Raw genomic sequence first — 20,410 nt, forward strand, 5'->3', positions numbered from 1 at the left:
TCGACGTATGACCGAAGACCTTCAGGCGTTGCTGAGATCGTTGCGGGTGTGGGACCCGGAGGTCACCGAACTGAGGCGGTTCGACCCGGCCGGGGCGCCCGGCGAACCGCTCGCGCTGTTCACCGCGTGGTTCGCGGAGGCGGTGGCGGCGGGTCAGCCGGAGCCGCACACGGTGTCGTTGGCGACGGTGGACGAGGAGGGGCTGCCGGACGTCCGCACGGTGATGCTGCACGGCGCGGACGCGGCCGGCTGGTCGTTCGGCACGCACGACACCAGCCGCAAGGGCCGTCAGCTCGCCGCCCGCCCGCAGGCGGCGCTCGGCTTCTACTGGCCCGCGCTGGGCCGCCAGGTCCGGCTGCGCGGCCCGGTGACGCGGGTCCCCGCCGCCGAGGGCGCGGCCGATCTGCACGCCCGTTCGACGGGCGCGCTGGCGGCCGCGCTGGTGGGCCGGCAGAGCGAGGTACTGGACTCCCTGGACGAGCTGGCGGCGCGCTCGGACACGGCCTGGGAGCGGGCCGCCGCGGAGCCGGAGGCCCCGGCCCCCACCTGGACCCTCTACCGGCTGGCCCCGGTGGAGGCCGAGTTCTTCCAGGGCGACCCGCGCCGCCGCCACGTCCGCCTGCGCTACCGGCGCGGGGCGGGGGCGGCGCCCTGGGCGCGGGAGCTGCTGTGGCCGTGACCCGGGGCGCGGGCACCGGTCAGCCCAGTACGGGCTCCGGATCGGTGGCGAGGCGGGCGTGCAGATGGACGTCGCGGAAGGCGTCGTGCCGCTCCGCCTCGAACATCGCGTCCCGCAGCGTCCCCTCGTAACGGAAGCCGCACCGCTCGGCGACCTTGCAGGACACCTCGTGCCCCAGGGCGTGGCCGAGTTCGAGACGGTGCAGTTCGAGGTCGGTGATCGCCCAGCGCGCGGCCAGGGCGAGCGCCCGGGTGGCGACCCCGCGCCCGCGCGCCTCGGGCAGCACCCAGTAGCCGATGCGGCCGCAGCGCACGACGGGGTCTATCTCGTTGAAACCGATGTGCCCCAGCGCCGTACCGCTGTCCGCGTCGGTGACGCAGAACGCGACGCTCGTCCCCTTGGCCACGCTCTCCGCCCGCGCCCGCATCGACTCCCGGGCGCCGTCGATGTCCCGGACCGGGCGCAGCGGGGTGTTCCAGCGCCGGAACTCCGGATCGGTCTGGCCGCGCAGCCAGGCCTCGGCGTCGGTGTCGGAGCCGGGGTCCCAGGGCCGCAGGCGCAGCCCGTGGCCGCGCAGGTCGGGGAAGGAGGGGGCGGGGTCACCGGGCCGGGGCGGGACGTGTGCGTCGACAGAGGGCATCCGCCCATTGAAACCCGTACGGCGCGAGGTGACACGTCCGGGAAGCGGTCCTCCGGCTTGCCCGCCCCCCACCCGTGATCGTTTCGCAACCGATTCCGGTCTTGACCGATACCCATCAAGCCGGGGCGTCATTACGCTCGCATGCATGGCCGACTCGACTGCTTCCTCCGCTTCTTCCGGGCCGCGCGCGGTGCCGAGCCAGGAGGACCGTCCCGTCTACGTGATCGGCGGCGGCCCGGGCGGCCTCGCCGCGGCGCAGGCGCTGCGCGCGCAGGGAGTACGGGCGGTGGTGCTGGAGAGGTCCGACCGGGTCGGCTCGTCCTGGCGGGGCCACTACGACCGGCTCCATCTGCACACCACGCGGCGGCTGTCGGCGCTGCCCGGCCTGGCGATGCCGCGGTCCTTCGGGCGCTGGGTGGCGCGCGACGACGTGGTCCGCTACCTGGAGAAGTACGCGGAGTACCACGAGCTGGAGATCGTCACCGGGGTCGAGGTCTCCCGGGTGGAGCCCGCGCCGGACGGCGCCGGCTGGCTGCTGCGCGCGTCCGGCGGGCGTGAGCTGACCGGGCGCGCGGTGGTGGTCGCGACCGGCTTCAACCACACGCCGTACGTGCCGGAGTGGCCCGGCCGGGCCGACTGGACCGGCGAGTTCCTGCACGCCGGGAGCTACCGCTCGGCGAAGCCGTACGCCGGACGTGACGTGCTCGTCGTCGGCGCCGGCAACACCGGGGCGGAGATCGCGGTGGACCTGGTCGAGGGCGGTGCGCGGCGGGTGCGGCTGGCGGTGCGGACGGTGCCGCACATCGTGCGCCGGTCCACGGCGGGGTGGGCCGCGCAGTACAGCGCGGTGCTGGTGCGGCGGCTGCCGGTGCGGCTGGTGGACCGGATGTCCGAGGTGATGTGCCGGATCAGCGTGCCCGACCTGTCCTCGCGGGGCTTGCCGCGTCCGGACACGGGCCTGTACAGCAGGGTGAAGCAGGGCGCGATCCCGGTCCAGGACGTCGGAATCATCGACGCGGTCCGCACGGGGAAGGTCGAGATCGTCGCGGCGGTCGAGTCCTTCGACGCGGACGGCGTCCTGCTCACCGACGGCACCCGCATCGAACCGGACACGGTCATCGCGGCAACGGGCTACGCCCGCGGCCTGCAACCCCTGCTGGGCCACCTCGGCGTGCTGGACGGTCGCGGCCGCCCTGTGGTGAGCGGCGCCCGCACCCCGCAGACCGCCCCCGGCCTGTACTTCACGGGCTACACGAACCCGATCAGCGGCATGCTGCGGGAGCTGGCCCGGGACGCGGAACGGATCGCGCGGGCGGTGGCGCGGGGGGTACGGACGGGGAAGTGAGCCGGGGCGCTCCCCACCCTCTACTCGGCCCCCGGCAACGCATCCACGACGAAGGTCCCCAGCCCGACCTCCCCACGCGTCCACCCCTCCTCACGCACATGCCGCATGGCCTTCGCCGCCGTCGCGTTGACGACGTCGAACTCCCGGGCGATCTCCAGCGTGGACGGCACACGGCTCCCCGGCGGATAGGTCCCGTCCTCGATCCGCCGGATGATCTCCGCCGCGATCTGCCGCCACAGCGGACGTGTGCGATCAAGCTCCATGCCGCCAAGCGTGGGTGACCACGGGTTCCCACGCATCCGTGGATAACCGTGGATAACTACGGGTATGGTGAACCCAGGAAACGCAAACACCCCAGGGCGGACGGGCAAGGTCCGGCACCTGGGGCTGACCGGAAGGGAACTCCGGCTGATGACGACCCTACTGCGCGCACTTCTTCGCGGGCTCGACCCCGGCAGGGGAAGGCACCGCGCACCGCACCGCACAACCATGGGAGTGTCGGCATGAGTGGCCTTCGCCGCATGCTGCCGGGTGCGGACGGGCGCACGGGCTTCTGTCAGCCCGGCGGAATGGTGGCGGCGATGAGCGACGCCATCGAGAACGACTTGCTCCAATCCGCGGCCGTCGTCCTGGGGCTGGTGCGCGAAGTCCTCGCCGGACCGCACCTCACGGCGGACGAGAGTTGGGTCATGCTGCGTCGAACGGCGGAGTGCCTGGCGGACGCGGTGAACGTCGCCGAACTGCGCGGCGAACGGCTCGCGGCAGCGGACGACTGAAACCGGCCCGGAGCCGGAAGCCGCCTCCGGCCGAGGCGGCTTCCGGCCGAAGGCGCGCGGCAACAGAGGTCAGGCCGCCAGGGCACGGGCGAGCATCGTGCCCTCGCTCCTGCCCTCCGGCGGATCGATCAGCGTCACGCGCACATCGGAGAAGCCGTGCGTCGTCAGGGCGCGTTCCCACTCGTCCGGGGTGCGGTCGTACCGCACCCCGGCTCGGCCGGACTGGGGTTCCTGGCTGCCGGGAGGCAGGTGCGAGAAGGCCAGGATGCCGCCGGGCGCCATGCGCGAGCGGATCAGCGGGAGCAGGATGTCCGGGTCGACGAACCACACGGCCCCGAAGATCGAGAGCACGACGTCGAAGGTCTCGTCCGTCTCGTGCAGGAACTCAGTCGCCTCCGCCGTACGGAACTCGATGCCCGGCAGGCCACCCCAGCGCTCCCGCGCGACCGGCTCGCGGGCGGGGGCGATGTCTACCCCCAAACCTGACGCGCCGAGCGTCACGAGGTGCGCGAGGTTGCTGCCGCTCCCCGAGCCGAGTTCCAGTACCCGGCGTCCGGCCACGGGGCCCAGAACGCTCTCGTTCGGTCCGTGATCGGCGTACTGAGTCCAGTTCAGCCAGGTCGTATCGCCCATGGCGTTCACAGTTCGGCGTGGCTTGGTCGCGACCGCATACCTGTCCCAGGACTCAGACAACGACATGCAGTGATCCTTTCCGGCAGGAGGGGCCCACCCCCAACGTACGAAGGTAGGCCCCAACTCACCTGCCACTCACTACTACTTGGGCGAGTCGTGGCACCCGGCGTGGCACTGGTTGCAGTCGGCTGCGTCCTCCATGCCCCACAGATGGGGGTCGATCTGGAACCCGGCCGCCTTGATGGCCTCGATCGTCTGTTCCAGGACGAGCGGGCCGCCGGTCTTGAGGTCGTGGCCGTCCAGCGTCGCCTTGTCGTCGCTGACGCACTGGGCACCAGCCGCCGTCCCCGGAAGTTCCGGTACGTGGTGGATGTACCGGCCGAAGTGCCGGCTGGTGAAGTGGTGGTACGGGATCGAGTCGAGCATGAACGAGTGCCATGCCTCGTCCACCTGCTTGGACGGGCCCATGAGCAGGTCCGGGTTCTCGCCGCACGTGACCAGGTAGGCGATGGCCTGTCCGAACTTGGCCTCTGCGAGTTCGCGCGTGTTCTCCGGGTTGCGGAGGAGGAGGGCTACCTCCCGCTCCCACACGTCCGGGGTGACGTACGCCTTCGGGTCGCGGATCACTACTGCCGTACTCATGCTGGCTTGCCTCCACGTAATTGGGGGTCCGTGGTACTCCGGTCATGTCGCCCGCTCCTGCACTTGAGGCACAGGCACGGCGGCATGAGGCCAGTGGCGAGAGGTTCCCCGCCCTCACCCTCGTACAGGGTCCGTGGCCTGGTCTGCGTGCCGTCGGCTCTCACCGTGTAAGCGCTGATACGGATGGACATGGCGACCATGTTCCGGATTGGTCGCGGCCATCGCGGCGACGTTCAAGGCGCCCCTCGGGCGTCATGTCGGTGTCACCCCAAGGGCGTCAAACCGGTGTCATTGCAGGCGTGACGTGACTACCCTCGGATCATGACGACTCCGGCCGAGCGGGAGCGCATCCCGAATGACGTGCTGACTTCTGTGCGCAAGTCGATGAACCTCAGCCAAGACGAGTTCGCCCGGGGCTTACGTGGCGCAGGCGAGGAGTTGGGAGAGCCGAACGACGCCTCCAAGCGACTCGTGCAACGCTGGGAGTCCGGAGAGACCAGGACATGCCGCCCGCTGTATGCGCGGGCACTGAAGCAGTTCACCGGCCGTACCCCGGAGTCACTGGGGTTCGCGATCCCGATGGCGCGCGTCCACTCGGACGGGGCAGGAGGCCACGACATGCAGGCTGGAGAAGTCGGCACGGCCGACGCTGCCACGCGCCCGGAGTCGGAGCCGCAGAGCGAGTACACGGGCATCTGGCTGTCCCATTACGAGTTCTACTCGTCCAGTCGTGACGAGACGTTCGACTGCAAGCATCACGTCGTGATTGTCCAGCACGGTAACCGGCTGACGGCTCAGAGCCTGCCCGGAGCGTCGACCAACCCGGACAGCCCGTTGTCCCTGGACCTCACCGTTGACCGGAACATCGTCACCGGCACGTGGACCGAACAGACAGCGGCCGACGGGTACTACCAGGGCGCCCGGTACCACGGTGCGATCCAGCTGTTGATCGAACCGACGGGCCGGCGCATGGCGGGCAAATGGGTCGGGTTCGGCAAGGACTTCGACGTGAACACGGGCCCGTGGGAGCTGCGCCTACTCGACCGATCGACAGCACGCGCGAGCATCGAGCGATACTCAGCCGTACCACAGTGAGCTCGACGTGCGGCCGCCAAGGCCACGTCTCCTGACTACAGCCGGCTCAGCGACGCCGTCGCCAGCAGGACCTCCTGGATGGCCGTGCGGTCGCCCGAGTGGCCGGCGGCGGCCTCGGCCGGGGGGACGTGGCCCGCGGCCAGGCGGCAGAACTCGATGCCGTCCAGGGCGATGTGGGCCACCGTGTGGTCCAGGGACGCCGCCGCGCCGGGGGAGTCGAGGGGGATCAGCCACTCGCCGCCGCCCAGCCCCTCGATCTCCAGCCGCAGGCTCCGGCCCGGCGCGCCCGCCGCCACCAGGTGGCGTCCGCGTGGCGCCGGTTCCGCCAGTCCCGCCTGGCGCCGTGCGGCGAGTGACAGCGGCAGCATCCGGGCGGCCAGGTCGATCATGCCGTGCAGATGCCGGGGCGCGGGCGGCTCGTACGGGTAGTCGACGGCCTCCGCGATGTCGTCCGCGTGCACCCAGCACTCGAAGGCGCGGTCCAGCAGAGCGTCCCGCAGCGGCAGCGTGAAGTCGCCGTAGGAGACGGCGAGTTCGCCGCTGCTGCCGCCCGCGAACGCGGCCGTGCGCACGACGGCGTGGCTCTGCTCCCGCCAGGGCCCGCGCACGGCCCGGGTCGGCGGCACCCGTGCGGCGTTCCAGTACGCCTCCGTCCGCCCGGTGGGGGAACCGGTCGTCGCTTCCTTGTCCGTGCTGGTCTCCGCGAGCGGGTCCTCCAGGCCGAGCGCCGCCGCCACCAGTCCGTCGACGCACCGCAGATGGGTGAGGACGCCGGCGACCGTCGTGCGGCGGGTGGCCGGTGCCTGCCCGTCGAACCAGCGCAGCCGCACCGGCGCGTGCCACTCCGCGTCGCCGATGTCCTGCAGCAGCGCGTCGAGGCGCGCCGTCTCCGCGTCGTACGGCGCCGCCCAGCCGGGCACCGGGATGCGCGGCCGGCGGCGTTCGAGGCAGGTGTCCAGGACGCGGGTGCGCAGCCCGGGGTCGAGGTCGAGGCTCTCGGGCGGGTGGAGCAGCCCGACGGCGTCCCGCAGCCGCAGCGCCTCCTCGGCGCAGGCGCCGCAGTCGCCGAGGTGCTCCTCCACGGCCGCCGTCTCCTCCGGCGAGCAGGCGGCCAGCGCCCAGGCGCCGAGCAGCGACATCAGCACCCGGTGCTCCAGGACGGGCACGGCGGGCGGTCGCGGTGCCGGCGGCAGCGGGCGGTCGCCGTCCTCGACGGACGTGCGCGGCGGCGGGATGCGCGGCGCGCCGTCCCGTCCGTCGCCGTGCGCCCGCGACTCCTCGGGGTTCCCCGGTCCGCCGTTCACACCGGACCCCCGGGTTCCGGAAGGCCGCCGGGGCCGCCGGGGCCCTCGAGGAAGCCGGGGCCGGCCGGCGCGCCCGGGCCGCCCGCGTCGTGCGCCGTGGCCAGCAGTTGCAGGCCGAGCCGGAGCCGGCGGCGCGCCTCGTCCTCCGTGATACCGAGGTCGGCGGCGGTCTGGCGGTAGTCACGGCGCTGGAAGTACGCCCGCTCCAGCGCCGCCTTCAGCGGGGCGGGCAGCGACGTGACGATGTAGTCGGCGCGAGCGGCGACGGACGCGTGCCGCACGGTCCGCTCCAGTTCCGGGTCCTGCTCCGGGTCCGGCTCCGCACCGGCGCGGTTCCCGCCCGCCCGCAGCCGCTGCACCGCGAGCCGGTGGGTCACCGCCGCGACCCAGGAGCGCAGCGGCCCCTGCTTGGGGTCGTACGTCTCCGGGTGCTCCCAGAGGTGGACGAACACCTCGCGCGTGAGGGCGTCCGCGGCGCGGTCGTCGCCGAGGACGCGGTGGGCCAGCCCGTGCACGAGGGAGGCGAACCGGTCGTAGAGCTCGCCGAGCGCCGCCGCCTCGCCGTGCGCCAGCCGCTGCTGCATCCGCCGGTCCCAGCGGGGTGGTGCGTCCTTCGTCGCCATCCGGTTGCGCCCCCTCCCCGGTGCGGTCCGCGGCCCTGTCCTGGTCCAGCCTGTGCCCAAGGCCTTCTCGAATGTAGTCGGCACGTCCGACGGCGCACGCCCCTTTGTGACAATGCGCGCCCCCCGGCCGACCACGGATGGTAGGGGGCCCGCCCGCAGGACCGTCCGTTGGAGCCGACCTAGATCAACTCTGCCCAAAGATGACCGTACTCGACCGAACTTGTTTGGAATGGCTCATATACCACAGGCATTGGATCGAGAACAGGTGTTTCATGGTGAGGCGGTGGGGAAGGCGCGCCGACGAAAAACGTAGGGGCGGGTTCCGGTTGGGGTGTGGACCGGGGCGGCCGCCTTGGCGGTCAGTGGACGGGCGGGCGAGCGAGAGGCGTTGGCGGTGGCGCTCACGGTGACGGAGGCCGGGCACGGCGAGTGGGCCGTGCTCCGTGTGTCGGGCGAACTCGACCTGGTGAGTGCGCCGGCGCTGCGCGGGCGCGTGCACGACGTGGTGGCGGACGGCCGCCACCGGCTCGTCCTCGACCTCTCCGGGGTCTTCTTCTGCGACTCCAGCGGCGTCGGCGTACTCATCGCCGCCCGCCGTCTGATCCGCTCCTGCCGGGGACGACTGCGGCTGATCCTGCCCGCGCACGGCACGGAGGAGGGCTCCCACGTCAACCGGGTCCTCGCCGCGCTCGGCGTGCGCCGTCTGTTCGACGTGTACCCGGACGTCGCCGTCGCCGTCACGGAGGACGCCGATCCGCTCTCGGCCTGAGAGGACAGGCCCGGCCACCACCGCCACGCCCGGTGGCGCGCGTCACACGCGTGTGCGGGTTTTCCCCAGAGTTGTCGCGGAATTCCCCCGGTCCTGGCACAAGCGTGGTTTTCCCGCTCCCCGGGCCGCCCCGGCGTCGTACGCTCCGGGCGAGAAGGACCCGACGTCATGTGAGGCGGCGCAGAACACATGGTCAGCACCGAGTACGAGCGCAGGATCGCGGCCCGGTTCGCCGGCTTCGACCAGGACGGCAACGGCTGGATCGACCGCGAGGACTTCAACGCGGCGGCCAAGGCGCTGCTCGCCGAGTTCGGCACCACGGCCCGCTGCGACAAGGGCCAGGCCCTCTACGCCGGGGCCGAGGCGTTCTGGCAGGGCATGGCGGGGATGGCGGACCGGGACGGCGACCAGCGCATCACGCGCGAGGAGTTCGTCGGCGGCGCCGTCAAGCGACTGCGGGACAACCCCGAGCGGTTCGCCGAGATCGCCCGCCCCTTCCTGCACGCGGCGTTCGCGGTGGCGGACGGCGACGGGGACGGCGCGGTGACGGTCGAGGAGACCGTACGAGTGCTGAGGGCGCTCGGCGTCCCGGAGCCCGTGGCCGCGACGGCCGCGCCGGCGCTGGACCCCGACACGGACGGCCGCATCGCCGAACCGGACGTCGTCACGGCCTTCGCGCGCTACTTCACCGTCCCGGAGTCCGGCCCGGAACCCGGGACGGAAGCCGGGCCGGAGGCCGGGGCGGAGGCCGGGGCGGAATGACCGGTTCCGCGGCACGCGCCGGATGTGGTGACGGAGCGTAGGCACGGGGCCGTCTCACACCTCCGACCCGTCACGGACCGTCGTCGGCGGGTCTCTCCGGTACCTTGTGGTGGATGCGAGTGGTGCACAGGCCGAGCCGTCGTGGTGCGGCGCCGCGGACGGCGCCGGATCGCGCGATGTACGCCGCTCGCAGGGCAGGGCGGACCGTCGCCGTTGCTTGTTCGACTCACCGGAGCAGGCGTCGCACAGTATGCCGTACGCGTACTCCTTCGCGCTGGAATATGCCCGAAGCGCTTGTTGAGGTGACTGTACGTCAACCATGCTGCCGTGCAAGGGAATCACGGTCCGTGATCCCGGTTCCGTGCGTGCAGAGGATGACCACGACCGTGGCGCCCATGGGGCGCGAGGCGATGTGTCCGCCGGTTCGGATGGTGTGAGCGGTGCAGGTGCTTCAAGTGCAGCTGGAGATCCGGCCCGACCCCGCTGAGGTGGGGCGGGCCCGGAAGTGGGCCCGTTCGCGGCTCGCGGGGTCGGGCATAAGTGCCGACGAGCCCGTCGCCGAGACGCTGGTGCTGCTCGTCTCCGAACTCGTCACCAACGCCGTCGTGCACACCGGGTGTCCGGCCGTGCTGCGGCTGCTGCTGACGGGCGTGTGCGAGGACGCCGCCGGCGGGCCGGCCGGGACGGTACGGCTGGAGGTGGCCGACTCCTGCGACCGGGCGCCGGAGCCGAGACACGCCGACGGCGACGCCACCGGCGGCCGCGGCCTCGCCCTCGTCGACGGCCTCGCGGACCGCTGGGGCTGGACCCCCGAGGGCACCGGCAAGCGCATCTGGTGCGAGATGGACCGTGCGACGGCCGGGGACCCCGCGGGCGGCCCCAGGAACCCGGGCGGGACGGCCGCGACGCACGGAGGCTTCGCCTACGAGGCGGTCTAGACGCTCTGCGGGCCGGTCCAGGAGCGGCGTACGGCGCTCCCCGGGGGCGCTCCCGGGACGCGCGCGCCTGGGCATGCGACCGCACGGGCGCCCTCCCGTGCCGCGAACCGGAGCCGGATGCGCCGGGACGTGCTCCCGTACGCGGAATCATGAAAGGCACATAACGGACCATTCGCGCAAGGGGTGTTGACGATCGGTGTCCGTTTGATCACGCTTGTGGTGAGCGATTCGCGGCGAGGGGACGGCGAGGATTCCGGTGACGGAGGACCTCGGCGAGTGCGGATCGTGTGCGGCGGCGCGCGGTCCCGTGCTCGGGGCGGCCGGCAGCGCGCCGCCGGCCGGACCGTACGGGGGATGCCGACGCGTTGTCCACACCCTGTGGACAACTTCGCGCCACCGCACGGGCAGTACAGGCAGTACAGGCAGTACAGGCCTACGCCGCGGTGTCCGCCCCGTCGGCCCCGCCCGTCCGGAACGTTCTGCGGTACGCCGTCGGGGTCACCCCGAGGACCGTCTGCAGGTGCTGGCGCATCGACTGGGCCGTGCCGAAGCCCGCGTCCCGGGCGATCCGGTCGATGGACAGATCGCTGGACTCCAGCAAGTACCGTGCGCGTTCCACCCGTTGCCGCGTCAGCCACTGCCCCGGGCTGATCCCAGCCTCCTCGCGGAACCGCCGCGTGAAGGTCCGCACCGACATCGACTCCCGCTCCGCCATGTCCCGCAGCTGGATCGGCTCGTGCAGCCGGCCGAGCGCCCACGCGCGCGCCGCCGCCGTGCCCGCCTGCTGCGGCTGGGGCAGCGGCCGCTGGATGTACTGCGCCTGCCCGCCGTCCCGGTAGGGCGGTACGACCGTGTGCCGCGCGACCTCGTTGGCGACGGCCGTGCCGTGGTCCCGCCGCAGCAGGTGCAGGCACAGGTCGATGCCGGCCGCGACCCCGGCGGAGGTGAGCACGTCGCCGTCGTCGACGAACAGCACGTCGGCGTCGACCCGGACCTTGGGGAAGAGCCGCTGGAAGTGCTCGGCCGAGGCCCAGTGCGTGGTCGCCGGCCGGCCGTCCAGGTAGCCGGCGGCGGCCAGCACGTAGCCGCCGGTGCAGATGGCGACGAGCCGGGTGCCGGGCCGGATGTGCGCGAGGGCGGCGGCCAGTTCGGGGGTGAGCCTGCCCTCCTCGTGCACCGGGCCCAGCTCGTAGGAGGCGGGCACGACCACGGTGTCGGCGGTGGCCAGCGCCTCGGGGCCGTGGGCGACGAGGAGGTCGAAGTCGGCGTCGGTGGCGACCGGGCCGGGCGGCCGGACCGAGCAGGTGAGCACGTCGTACAGATGCCGGCCCTCGGCGTCCCGCGCGCGCCGGAAGATGCGCTGCGGGATGCCCAGTTCGAAGGGGAGCAGTCCGTCCAGGGCGAGGACGGCGACACGGTGCGGGCGGAAGGGCGTGCCGACGGTGGCCATGGCCCGATCCTAGCGAATGCTGGCTTTCGGGCCACTCGTTCGGGACGGCCGGCTCACGGAAGCTCTGTGACGTGAGCCAGACAGCCGACAACACCGCCGAAGCCACCGAAGCCGGAGACACCGTCGAAACCGGAGACACTGCCGAAGCCGGAGACGCCCTCGGAAAAGCCCCGGAAGAGGCCCGTCTGCCCGTACGCCGGACGCGGGTGCACCGGGCCTGGTTCGTGGCCGCCGTCACCTTCGTCACGATCGTCGGCGCGGCCGCCTTCCGGTCGCTGCCGGGGCTGCTCATCGACCCGCTGCACGACGAGTTCGGCTGGTCGCGCGGCACGATCGGCGCCGCCGTCTCGATCAACCTCGCGCTCTACGGGGTGACCGCGCCGTTCGCCGCCGCGCTCATGGACCGCTTCGGCATCCGCCGGATCGTCGCGGGCGCGCTGGTGGTCATCGCCGTCGGCTCGGGCGCCACCGTGTGGATGACCGCCGCCTGGCAACTGCTGCTCTGCTGGGGGCTGCTGGTCGGGCTCGGCACCGGTTCGATGGCACTGGCCTTCGCCGCGACCGTCACCAACCGCTGGTTCACCGCCCGGCGCGGGCTGGTGACCGGCATCCTGACCGCCGCGTCCGCCTCCGGGCAACTGGTGTTCCTGCCGGTGCTGTCCTGGATCGTCGAGACGCACGACTGGCGGCCGGCCGCCGTGACGGTCGCCCTCGCCGCGCTCGCGGTGGTCCCCTTCGTCTGGTTGCTGCTGCGCGACCACCCGGCCGACATCGGCCAGGCGCCGTACGGGGCCGCCGAGTTCGTGCCGAAGCCGGAGCCCGTACGGGGCGCCGCCCGGCGCACGGTGGGCGTGCTGGCGTCCGCCGTCCGCACCGGCCCCTTCTGGCTGCTGGCCGGGACGTTCGCGATCTGCGGCGCCACGACCAACGGCCTGGTCCAGACGCACTTCGTGCCGGCCGCGCACGACCACGGCATGCCGATCACGGCGGCGGCCTCGCTGCTCGCGGTCATCGGGGTCTTCGACGTACTCGGCACGATCGCCTCCGGCTGGTTCACCGACCGCCTCGAACCGCGCCGCCTGCTGGCGCTCTACTACGCGCTGCGGGGCGTGTCGCTGATGTTCCTGCCGGTGCTGCTCGGCCCGTCGGTGCACCCGCCGATGGTGTTCTTCATCGTCTTCTACGGCCTGGACTGGGTGGCGACGGTACCGCCGACGCTGGCCCTGTGCCGCGAGCAGTACGGCGAGGACAGCGCGATCGTCTTCGGCTGGGTGCTGGCCTCCCACCAGGTGGGCGCGGCGGCCGTCGCCTACGCGGGCGGCGTGGTCCGCGACCTGACGGGTTCGTACGACGTGGTCTGGTACGCGGCGGGCGCGCTGTGCGCGGTGGCGGCCCTGATGTCCCTGACCATCCGCCGCATCCGCGGCGAACGGCGCCCGGGACTCGCGGTGCCCGCGTAGGAGGTGCGGGGCTACGCGAAGATCACCGTGCGGTGGCCGTTGAGGAGGATGCGGCGTTCGGCGTGCCACTTGACCGCGCGGGCCAGTGCCTGGCACTCCACGTCACGGCCGATCGCGACCAGCTGGTCCGGGGTCACGTCGTGGCCCACCCGCTCGACCTCCTGCTCGATGATCGGGCCCTCGTCCAGGTCCGCCGTGACGTAGTGCGCCGTCGCGCCGATCAGCTTCACGCCCCGGGCGTGCGCCTGGTGGTACGGCTTCGCGCCCTTGAAGCTCGGCAGGAAGGAGTGGTGGATGTTGATGATCCGCCCGCTCAGCTGCTTGCACAGGTCGTCGGAGAGGACCTGCATGTAGCGGGCGAGCACCACCAGCTCGACGTCCGCCTCGCGCACGATCTCCAGCAGCCGCGCCTCCGCCTCCGCCTTGGTGTCCCGCTTCACCGGCACGTGGTGGAAGGGGATCCCGTACGACGCCACCAGCTCGGCGAAGTCCGTGTGGTTGGAGACGACGGCCGCGATCTCGACCGGCAGCGCCCCGGTCCGCGCCCGGAACAGCAGGTCGTTCAGGCAGTGGCCGAACCTGCTGACCATGAGGACGACGCGCATCCGGTCGTCGGCCCGGTGGATCTGCCAGTCCATCTGGAAGGAGTCGCCGATCGCGGCGAAGCTCGCCCGCAGCTTCTGAGACGTCACGGACGGCTCCGCGGAGAAGTGGACCCGCATGAAGAACAGCCCCGTGTCCTGGTCACCGAACTGCTGGCTGTCCACGATGTTGCAGCCGGTCATGAAGAGGTAGCTGGACACCGCGTGCACGATGCCCTGCTTGTCCGGGCAGGAGAGGGTGAGGACGTACTGCTCACCGGCGTCGGCGGCGGCACCTGCGTCTCGCGTGGACTGCTCAGTCATGCAGCACAGGGTCGCACACGGCCGACGGCGGTGGACAACTGTCCCAAGGGCCGGAACCCCCGTGGATCAGATCCGGTCACACCGGCCGGTCGTGCCGCGCCGGCACGGCCGCCGCTCACGCCGAGCGCGTCATGATCCGCAGCACCTCCAGCGAGCGCGGCGGCGTCTCCGGGTCCTCCCCGTCCGCCGTCGCCAGCCGGACGTGGGCCTCCCGGGCCGCCCGCACCGCGTCCGGCCAGGACGGGTTCTCGAGGTACGTGGAAACCGGCGCGTCGGGCCCGACCTGGTGCATGATCCGCAGCACCCGCAGCACCGCGGTGTCCACCAGCGCCGCCTCCTGGGCGTCGCGGAAGATCGTCCCGACGTACTTCTCGGCCGACCAGTTGTCCAGCCAGGTGTCCTCCACCAGCCGGTACACGGCGTCGGTCACGTCCCCGTACCCTTCGGTGCCCGCGAGCCAGACGTCCCGCTGGAAGGCCGGGTCGGAAAGCATGTGCAGCGCGGAACGCACGTTGCTGCGCCAGCGCCACCACGGCATGTCATTGAGGGGCATGGCGCCCATGGTGGACGAGCGACGCCCGCGACGGGAAGGGTTCTCCGGAGCTTGCACGGTCATCGATCGTACGTTCCGCCCGCCGGAGTGATCACCGGCCCCCGTAATTCACCTGCCCGTCACCCTGTGTTGCCCTTCGCTCACTCCCCAGTTGACGGTGTGGCGGAATCGTGCGGACCCATGACCGGCAGGCGACGCACGTCCACGACCACCCCCCGCATCCCCCGCTCCCGCCGCACCCGCCCCGTGCGGACCGCCCTGCTCTCCGCGGGCGCGCTCGCCGTCTGCGGGGCCGTGGCCGTCGGCTGCGGTGCCGTCCCCGGCGTCATGGGCGGCGGGGGCGACACCGTGACCGTCATGACCTGGGCGCCCCAGGACACCTCCGCCACCAACAAGCCCGGCATGCCGGCGATGGCGCAGGCCTACGCCCGCTGGGTCAACGCGCACGGCGGCCTCGGCGGCCGCACGCTGAAGGTGCTGGTCTGCAACGACCACAACAGCGCGGCGGACGCCGCCGCGTGCGCCCGCCGCGCGGCCGACGAGCACGTCGTCGCCGTCGTCGGCTCCTACAGCCAGCACAGCGACTCCTTCCTCGGCCCGCTGGAGTCGGCGGGCATCCCCTACCTCGGCGGCTACGGCCTGACCAAGCAGGAGTTCAAGAGCCCGCTGTCGTACCCGGTCAACGGCGGCGAGCCCGCGCTGCTGGCCGGGCTCGGCGAGGAACTGGGCCGCAGCTGCGGCCGGGTGGCGCTGGTACGGCCCGACACGATCGCCGGCGACGAACTGGCCGTGCCCTTCAACGCGGGCCTGAAGGCCTCCGGGCACGCCGCCGCGACGGACGTACGGGCCGCCGAGGGCGCCACCGCGTACGACGACCAGGCGAAGCAGGCGCTGGAGACGGTCACCGGCGGCACCGGGGGAACCACGGGCGCCTCCGGCAAGGGCTGCGTCGTCCCGGTGCTCGGCGAGCGCACGGACACGTTCGTGGACTCCTTCCGCCGGGTCCGCGCGGACTACCCGGAGGTCCGCACGGCCTCCGTCCTCGGCAGCGTCGACCAGTCGGTGGTCGACGCCGCCGGCGGGGCGTCCGGCGCGTACGAGGGGGCGTACGCGACGAGTTGGTACCCGGTGGCGAGCGACGCCCGCTGGAACACCATGAAGAAGGTCATCAAGGACAACGCCTTCGGCGACAACCGGATCGATGCCGCCGACGCGGGCGTGCAGACCACCTGGCTCGCCTACACCGCGCTCCGCCAGGTCGTACGGTCCCTCGGCGACGGCGAGGTGACCGCCCGCGCGGTGCAGCACGCCCTGGACGGCGGCCTGAAGGTCACCACCGGCGGCCTCACCCCCACCCTGAGCTGGCGCTTCGAGGACCTGGCGGCGGTGATCGACTACCCCCGCCTGGTCAACTCGGACGTCACCTACCAGGTGGTGCGCGAGGGCCGGCTGGTCTCGGCCCGCAAGGGCTTCGTCAACGTCTCCAAGACGCTGGAGACACCGACGTCGTCGTAGGGCCTTGGGCGCGGCCCACCCGCGCGCTCAGAGCTGGGTGGGCTGACGCTGGGTCAGTCCGTACCTGCTCGCGATGGCGTTCCACAGCGTGGCCGCCTTCTTCTTCTGCTCGGTGGCCGTGCCGCTCGCGGTGTTGCCCGCCACGGTCTGGCTGGTGGTGCGGGCGTGGCCCTTCTTGCACACCTTCTTGCCCTTGGCCTGGTCGGCCCAGGCCGCGTAGTGGTTGTCGGCGGAGGCGGAGGCCCGCCAGGCGGCGGTGAGCGAGGCGGTCAGCGCGGCGTGGTCGGGGAGCTTGTCGACGGCGAGCCCGGACAGCTTCGTCACCAGACCGTTGCGCTGCTTGGCGGCGTCGCGCAGATCGGTGGCCGACTGGTCGAGGTTCTTGCACGCGCGGACGTTCGCCACCGCGCCGATCACGCTCTGCCTGCTGTTGCCGCTCTCCGCGAGCAGCTTGTCCAGCGCGTCGGCCTGCGCCTTGGCCGGGTCGGCGGCGGGGGCGGAGGAGTCGGCGGTGGCGGGGCCGGTCGCCGAGACGTTCTTGCTGTCGTCGCCCTTGCTGTCGCCGCCGCCTCCGCCGAGCAGCGCGCCGGCGCCGATGCCGAGGACCACGATGCCGACGCCGATGGCGGCGATCAGCGGCACGCGGGAGCCCGTACGGCCGCCGCGGCCGCCGCGGTTGCCGCCGCCCTCGTCGCCGCCCCGCCGGGCGCCGGCCCGGCCGCCGCCCGGAGGCGGCACGGAGACGGCCTCGCCGATCTGCGGCAGCTGCTCGGTGGCGGGTGCCGGGGCGGGGGCGCCCTCGGTGCGGAACAGGTTGTCGAACTCGGCCGGCGGGGCGGGCTGCGCGGGGGCGCCGCCGCCGCTCGGAACCGGCGGGAGGTACTGGGTGGCCTGCGCGTCCGGTCCCGCCGCGGGCGGCATCGGACCGGCGCCGCCCGGGACCGGCGGGATGTACTGGGTGGCGCCCTCGTCCGCCACCGGCGGTATGTACTGGGTCGCGCCCTCGTTCATGACGGGGGGTATGTACTGCGTCGCCCCCTCGTCCGCGGGCGACTGCATGTACTGCGTCGCCCCCTCGTTCGTGGCGGGCAGCGGCGCGGAGGGGAAGGCGCCGGAGGGGTACGGCTGCGGCTGTGGCTGCGCGCCGGGCGGGGTGGCCGGGGGAAGCGGGGCGGAGTAGCCGCCGGTGGGGGCCGCGTGCCCGGAGTGCGGTGGAGCTCCGTGCCCGGGGTGTGCGCCCCCTGTGGGCGCCTGTGCGCTCTCCGGGGGCAGTTGTGCGCCGCCGCCCGGCGCACCCCACTGGGGGCCGGGGTCCTCGCCCCAGCCGGGGGCGGGGGGCGGTGCGGGTGCGGCCTGCTGGTCCGGGCCCCAGGGCCCGCCCCAGGACTGACCGCCCGCCGGGGCCGGCGGCTCGGCCTGGCTGCCCGGCAGCAGGGGGGCACCGCCGTCGGAGGGCAGCACGATGCCCTCCCGCGCGGGCCGCGCCGAGGGCTCCCCACCCTGTCCACTCTGCGTCACCGGGACTCCTCCGACTGGGCGACCAAGAGAATCAGCGGCTCACGCTACCGGGTCTCTGCGAGGGCATGCCATGCGGAGTACCCCCGGCGGTCGGCCGGAACTCGGGGGAACCGTAACGGCGGTTCCCCCGAGACCCGGTTCGGCACGTAGTCGGCTGACGGCCGGTGGGGGCTGGTCGCGCAGTTCCCCGCGCCCCTCAACAGCAAGGGGCGCGGAGCCCCTTGAAGGGAAGGGCAGGGGCGGCGGGGGCGAGGGGAAAAGATCACGCGGCCCGCAACTCCAGCCGGGCTCCGAACTCCCGCACCACCGCCTCCTCCCCGAACGGCTCCAACCTCTGCTGGAAGTCCTCCAGGTACTCCGCCCCCCGATTCGACCGCAACCCCCCGAGCAGCTCCACCGCCTTCATCCCGGTGTGCACCGCCTGCTCCACCTCCCGCTTCTGCACCTGCGCCGTCGCCAGCAGCACGAACCCGATCGCCCGCCGCCGCACCCGCCCCTCCGGATGCCCCGCGAGCGCCTCACGCGCACACCGCTCCGCCGCGTCCGCCTGCCCCAGATCCCGGTAGCAGTGCGCCAACTCATCGGCGAGGTACGCCTCGTCGAAGTGCGCGATCCACACGGGATCGTCCCCGGAACCCGAACCGGAACCGGAACCGGAACCGGCGTCGGCCGAGGCACCGGCACCGGCACCGGAGCCACCCCCCGACCCCCCCGCCGCCTCCATCGCCGCGACCGCCCGCCCCGCGGCGGCCTGCGCCCCCCGCACGTCCCCCATCAACGCATGCCCCCGCGCCTCCGCCGCACAGAACATCGACTGCGCCCGCGCCGGCACCTGCCCCCGCGCCCCCTCCTGCGCCGCCCGCGCCAACTGCGCGATCTCCCGCGGGTTCCCGAGCTGCGCCGCCAGGTGACTCATGGACGCCGCCAGCACATACCCCCCGTACCCCCGGTCCCCCGCCGCCTGCGCGAGCCGCAGCGCCTGGATGTAGTACCGCTGCGCCAGCCCCGGCTGCCCCGTGTCCACCGCCATGTACCCGGCGAGCTCGGTCAGCCGGGCCACCGCCGCGAACAACTCCCGCCCCACGGACTCCCGGTAGGACCCGGCGAGCAGCCCGGAGACGACGCTGTTGAGGTAGTGCACGACGACCGGACGCACATGCCCGCTCCCGTACGTGTGGTCGAGGTCGACCAGCGCCTGCGTCATCGCCCGCACCGCCGCCACGTCGGACGACCCGACCCGCGGCCCGCCCGTCCGCCCCACCTGGGCGTCGGGCGTCGAGATCAGCCAGTCCCGGCTGGGCTCGACCAGCGCGGACGCGGCGACGGAGGACCCGGACAGGAAGTCCCGCCGGCCCACGTCACTGCGCCACAGCTCACACACCTGCTCGATGGCGCCCAGCACCGTCGGCGAGAACTGCAGCCCCACACCGGACGCCAGGTTCTTGCCGTTGGCCATGCCGATCTCGTCGATCGTGACCGTACGGCCCAGCTTGCGGCCCAGCGCCTCGGCGATGATCGCCGGGGCGCGCCCGCGCGGCTGCTGTCCGCGCAGCCAACGGGCCACCGACGTCTTGTCGTAGCGCAGATCGAGCCCGTGCTCCGCGCCGCACATGTTGACCCGGCGGGCCAGACCGGCGTTGGAGCAGCCCGCTTCCTGGATGAGCGCCTGGAGCCGTTCGTTCGGCTGCCTGGCGACGAGAGGCCTTGCGGCCATGGCGAAACCCCCTGTTTCTGGCGGCTGCGGTGCCTGCCCACGCACCGGTTGACGTGCCTTCGGCGGCCGGCGCCTTCCGTCGGGCACCGCAAGGATCCGGCCGTGAAGATCAATGCCCCGCCCGCACGCACTGCATGCGCTACATGCCGACAATGCGGGACATGCCAGGCTTGCCGGGTAATGGTGACGGCCCGGGCCGTCGTCCCTCCCCCACCCGGCCCTTGTCTGCCCTTCCTGGCTACCCGCTCGACGGTGTCCTTCCTCGTACGCGCCCCCGTACGTGCAACCGTGCGCCCCGCCGCTCAAAGGGGTGCCCCTCCCCCGCGCACGGGTGGGCGTAACCCCCCGTGACGGCGGGAGTTGTGCTCCTCGTGGAAGAGACCATCGCGGGCGCGGAAACCGCCCCCACCCAAGCTGCCCACATCCCGCAGCAGCGCGGCGAATCGCTGCTGGAAGCCGCCGTGCGCTACGCCGAGGAGCGCCACTGGGACGTCGTCCCGGGCACCTGGCTGGAAGTCGTCGACGGCGTGCAGCGCTGCTCCTGCGCGGACCCCGCGTGCCCGGAACCGGGCGTGCACCCGGCGCGCGAGGACTGGACGACGCAGGCCACGGGCAGCGCGACCGTCGCGCGCCGACTGTGGTCCCGGCAGCCGACGGCCTCGATCCTGCTGCCCACGGGGCGCACGTTCGACGCGGTCGACGTCCCTGAGACGGCCGGATTCCTGGCGCTGGCCCGCATGGAGCGGATGCAACTGACACTCGGCCCGGTCACGTTGGCCCCCGACCGCCGGATGCGGTTCTTCGTCCTGCCGGGCGGCGCGGCCAAACTCCCCGAGCTGGTACGGAAGCTGGGCTGGTCGCCGGAGTCGCTGGACATGACCGGGCTCGGCGAGGGCACGTACGTGGCGGCGCCGCCGTCGCGGTTCGGGGCGCGGGGTGCGGTGCAGTGGGCCTGCCGGCCGACCGCGGTGAATCGGTGGTTGCCGGATGTGGAGGAGATGGTCTCCTCCCTCTCCTATGCGTGCGGGAGGGATCGGTAGGGCGGTGCGGTGGGGGCGTTGCGGGGGTGCGTCTGCCGGGTTGGGGTGC

At 73.0% G+C, this 20,410-nt stretch carries 20 protein-coding genes and 1 pseudogene; 10 read left to right on the top strand and 11 right to left on the bottom strand.

What is annotated here, in order from left to right:
- Positions 1-7: 7 nt before the first annotated feature.
- Complete coding sequence (locus tag OIE12_RS14380) at positions 8-679, top strand: pyridoxine/pyridoxamine 5'-phosphate oxidase (RefSeq protein WP_329135368.1); 672 nt, start codon at positions 8-10, stop codon at positions 677-679.
- A gap of 19 nt (positions 680-698) precedes the next feature.
- On the opposite strand, the gene OIE12_RS14385 is transcribed toward OIE12_RS14380, so the two are convergent.
- Positions 699-1,319: a GNAT family N-acetyltransferase gene (locus OIE12_RS14385; RefSeq protein WP_329135370.1), complete on the bottom strand. Its 621-nt coding sequence runs from the start codon at positions 1,317-1,319 to the stop codon at positions 699-701.
- Positions 1,320-1,464: 145 nt separating this feature from the next.
- On the opposite strand from OIE12_RS14385, the gene OIE12_RS14390 reads away from it, so the two are divergent.
- Positions 1,465-2,664, top strand: coding sequence for a flavin-containing monooxygenase (locus tag OIE12_RS14390; protein ID WP_329135372.1), 1,200 nt, complete (start codon positions 1,465-1,467; stop codon positions 2,662-2,664).
- Positions 2,665-2,684: 20 nt separating this feature from the next.
- On the opposite strand, the gene OIE12_RS14395 is transcribed toward OIE12_RS14390, so the two are convergent.
- Positions 2,685-2,927 carry a winged helix-turn-helix domain-containing protein gene (locus OIE12_RS14395; protein WP_329135374.1) on the bottom strand — a complete coding sequence of 81 codons (243 nt, stop codon included), beginning with the start codon at positions 2,925-2,927 and terminating at the stop codon, positions 2,685-2,687.
- Positions 2,928-3,167: 240 nt separating this feature from the next.
- Here OIE12_RS14395 and OIE12_RS14400 point away from each other — a divergent pair, with 240 nt between their 5' ends.
- Positions 3,168-3,440 carry a hypothetical protein gene (locus OIE12_RS14400; protein ID WP_329135376.1) on the top strand — a complete coding sequence of 91 codons (273 nt, stop codon included), beginning with the start codon at positions 3,168-3,170 and terminating at the stop codon, positions 3,438-3,440.
- Positions 3,441-3,509: 69 nt separating this feature from the next.
- Here the strand turns inward: OIE12_RS14400 and OIE12_RS14405 are convergent, their stop codons facing one another.
- Positions 3,510-4,073: a class I SAM-dependent methyltransferase gene (locus tag OIE12_RS14405; protein WP_329135378.1), complete on the bottom strand. Its 564-nt coding sequence runs from the start codon at positions 4,071-4,073 to the stop codon at positions 3,510-3,512.
- A gap of 141 nt (positions 4,074-4,214) precedes the next feature.
- Positions 4,215-4,715 (bottom strand): glycine-rich domain-containing protein, encoded by a 501-nt coding sequence (locus OIE12_RS14410; RefSeq protein WP_329135380.1) that lies wholly within the window; start codon positions 4,713-4,715, stop codon positions 4,215-4,217.
- 321 nt (positions 4,716-5,036) lie between these two features.
- Between OIE12_RS14410 and OIE12_RS14415 the strand changes: the two genes are divergently transcribed.
- Complete coding sequence (locus OIE12_RS14415; RefSeq protein WP_329135382.1) at positions 5,037-5,810, top strand: helix-turn-helix domain-containing protein; 774 nt, start codon at positions 5,037-5,039, stop codon at positions 5,808-5,810.
- Between the two features lie 35 nt (positions 5,811-5,845).
- Here the strand turns inward: OIE12_RS14415 and OIE12_RS14420 are convergent, their stop codons facing one another.
- Both OIE12_RS14420 and OIE12_RS14425 read right to left on the bottom strand, forming a co-directional pair.
- Positions 5,846-7,114, bottom strand: a complete 1,269-nt coding sequence (locus OIE12_RS14420) for a zf-HC2 domain-containing protein (RefSeq protein WP_329135384.1) — start codon at positions 7,112-7,114, stop codon at positions 5,846-5,848.
- Positions 7,111-7,737 carry a sigma-70 family RNA polymerase sigma factor gene (locus OIE12_RS14425; protein ID WP_329135386.1) on the bottom strand — a complete coding sequence of 209 codons (627 nt, stop codon included), beginning with the start codon at positions 7,735-7,737 and terminating at the stop codon, positions 7,111-7,113. Before OIE12_RS14425 ends, OIE12_RS14420 begins: the two co-directional genes overlap by 4 nt.
- A 394-nt stretch (positions 7,738-8,131) precedes the next feature.
- Here OIE12_RS14425 and OIE12_RS14430 point away from each other — a divergent pair, with 394 nt between their 5' ends.
- The 3 genes and pseudogenes from OIE12_RS14430 to OIE12_RS14440 all read left to right on the top strand — a co-directional run bounded on the left by OIE12_RS14430 (position 8,132) and on the right by OIE12_RS14440 (position 10,206).
- A complete protein-coding gene (locus OIE12_RS14430) occupies positions 8,132-8,506 on the top strand; it encodes an STAS domain-containing protein (RefSeq protein WP_329141952.1) in 375 nt (124 codons plus the stop codon).
- A 189-nt stretch (positions 8,507-8,695) separates the two neighbouring features.
- Positions 8,696-9,205, top strand: a pseudogene (locus OIE12_RS14435) (EF-hand domain-containing protein); the annotation flags it as partial.
- 503 nt (positions 9,206-9,708) lie between these two features.
- The gene (locus tag OIE12_RS14440; RefSeq protein WP_329135388.1) at positions 9,709-10,206 is read left to right on the top strand and encodes an ATP-binding protein; all 498 of its coding nucleotides are present in this window, start codon (positions 9,709-9,711) and stop codon (positions 10,204-10,206) included.
- Positions 10,207-10,639: 433 nt separating this feature from the next.
- Here OIE12_RS14440 and OIE12_RS14445 read toward each other — a convergent pair whose 3' ends face one another.
- Positions 10,640-11,656, bottom strand: a complete 1,017-nt coding sequence (locus OIE12_RS14445; protein WP_329135390.1) for a GlxA family transcriptional regulator — start codon at positions 11,654-11,656, stop codon at positions 10,640-10,642.
- 185 nt (positions 11,657-11,841) lie between these two features.
- Between OIE12_RS14445 and OIE12_RS14450 the strand changes: the two genes are divergently transcribed.
- On the top strand, positions 11,842-13,116 hold the full coding sequence (locus tag OIE12_RS14450) for an MFS transporter (RefSeq protein WP_329141954.1): 1,275 nt from the start codon (positions 11,842-11,844) through the stop codon (positions 13,114-13,116).
- Between the two features lie 11 nt (positions 13,117-13,127).
- On the opposite strand, the gene purU is transcribed toward OIE12_RS14450, so the two are convergent.
- Both purU and OIE12_RS14460 read right to left on the bottom strand, forming a co-directional pair.
- The gene (gene purU / locus OIE12_RS14455) at positions 13,128-14,021 is read right to left on the bottom strand and encodes a formyltetrahydrofolate deformylase (RefSeq protein ID WP_329135392.1); all 894 of its coding nucleotides are present in this window, start codon (positions 14,019-14,021) and stop codon (positions 13,128-13,130) included.
- A gap of 115 nt (positions 14,022-14,136) precedes the next feature.
- Positions 14,137-14,637, bottom strand: a complete 501-nt coding sequence (locus tag OIE12_RS14460; RefSeq protein WP_329135394.1) for an SCO4402 family protein — start codon at positions 14,635-14,637, stop codon at positions 14,137-14,139.
- A gap of 117 nt (positions 14,638-14,754) precedes the next feature.
- Between OIE12_RS14460 and OIE12_RS14465 the strand changes: the two genes are divergently transcribed.
- Positions 14,755-16,089 (top strand): ABC transporter substrate-binding protein, encoded by a 1,335-nt coding sequence (locus OIE12_RS14465; protein ID WP_329135396.1) that lies wholly within the window; start codon positions 14,755-14,757, stop codon positions 16,087-16,089.
- 27 nt (positions 16,090-16,116) lie between these two features.
- Here the strand turns inward: OIE12_RS14465 and OIE12_RS14470 are convergent, their stop codons facing one another.
- Both OIE12_RS14470 and OIE12_RS14475 read right to left on the bottom strand, forming a co-directional pair.
- Positions 16,117-17,607, bottom strand: coding sequence for a hypothetical protein (locus OIE12_RS14470; RefSeq protein WP_329135399.1), 1,491 nt, complete (start codon positions 17,605-17,607; stop codon positions 16,117-16,119).
- A 262-nt stretch (positions 17,608-17,869) separates the two neighbouring features.
- Positions 17,870-19,321: a transcriptional regulator gene (locus OIE12_RS14475; protein ID WP_329135401.1), complete on the bottom strand. Its 1,452-nt coding sequence runs from the start codon at positions 19,319-19,321 to the stop codon at positions 17,870-17,872.
- 371 nt (positions 19,322-19,692) lie between these two features.
- Here OIE12_RS14475 and OIE12_RS14480 point away from each other — a divergent pair, with 371 nt between their 5' ends.
- Positions 19,693-20,361, top strand: a complete 669-nt coding sequence (locus OIE12_RS14480) for a bifunctional DNA primase/polymerase (protein WP_329135403.1) — start codon at positions 19,693-19,695, stop codon at positions 20,359-20,361.
- The last annotated feature ends 49 nt before the right edge of the window (positions 20,362-20,410 follow it).

Source organism: Streptomyces sp. NBC_00670, from assembly GCF_036226765.1.
GTDB lineage: Bacteria > Actinomycetota > Actinomycetes > Streptomycetales > Streptomycetaceae > Streptomyces.

What these genes read in the sequence shown, in the direction of transcription:
- OIE12_RS14390 (WP_329135372.1), top strand. Translation starts at nt 1,465, where the DNA reads ATGGCCGACTCGACTGCTTCCTCCGCTTCTTCCGGGCCGCGCGCGGTG.
- OIE12_RS14385 (WP_329135370.1), bottom strand. Translation starts at nt 1,319, where the DNA reads ATGCCCTCTGTCGACGCACACGTCCCGCCCCGGCCCGGTGACCCCGCC.
- OIE12_RS14400 (WP_329135376.1), top strand. Translation starts at nt 3,168, where the DNA reads ATGAGTGGCCTTCGCCGCATGCTGCCGGGTGCGGACGGGCGCACGGGC.
- OIE12_RS14380 (WP_329135368.1), top strand. Translation starts at nt 8, where the DNA reads ATGACCGAAGACCTTCAGGCGTTGCTGAGATCGTTGCGGGTGTGGGAC.
- OIE12_RS14465 (WP_329135396.1), top strand. Translation starts at nt 14,755, where the DNA reads ATGACCGGCAGGCGACGCACGTCCACGACCACCCCCCGCATCCCCCGC.
- OIE12_RS14410 (WP_329135380.1), bottom strand. Translation starts at nt 4,715, where the DNA reads ATGAGTACGGCAGTAGTGATCCGCGACCCGAAGGCGTACGTCACCCCG.
- OIE12_RS14405 (WP_329135378.1), bottom strand. Translation starts at nt 4,073, where the DNA reads ATGGGCGATACGACCTGGCTGAACTGGACTCAGTACGCCGATCACGGA.
- OIE12_RS14460 (WP_329135394.1), bottom strand. Translation starts at nt 14,637, where the DNA reads ATGACCGTGCAAGCTCCGGAGAACCCTTCCCGTCGCGGGCGTCGCTCG.
- OIE12_RS14415 (WP_329135382.1), top strand. Translation starts at nt 5,037, where the DNA reads ATGACGACTCCGGCCGAGCGGGAGCGCATCCCGAATGACGTGCTGACT.
- purU (WP_329135392.1), bottom strand. Translation starts at nt 14,021, where the DNA reads ATGACTGAGCAGTCCACGCGAGACGCAGGTGCCGCCGCCGACGCCGGT.
- OIE12_RS14395 (WP_329135374.1), bottom strand. Translation starts at nt 2,927, where the DNA reads ATGGAGCTTGATCGCACACGTCCGCTGTGGCGGCAGATCGCGGCGGAG.
- OIE12_RS14425 (WP_329135386.1), bottom strand. Translation starts at nt 7,737, where the DNA reads ATGGCGACGAAGGACGCACCACCCCGCTGGGACCGGCGGATGCAGCAG.
- OIE12_RS14475 (WP_329135401.1), bottom strand. Translation starts at nt 19,321, where the DNA reads ATGGCCGCAAGGCCTCTCGTCGCCAGGCAGCCGAACGAACGGCTCCAG.
- OIE12_RS14445 (WP_329135390.1), bottom strand. Translation starts at nt 11,656, where the DNA reads ATGGCCACCGTCGGCACGCCCTTCCGCCCGCACCGTGTCGCCGTCCTC.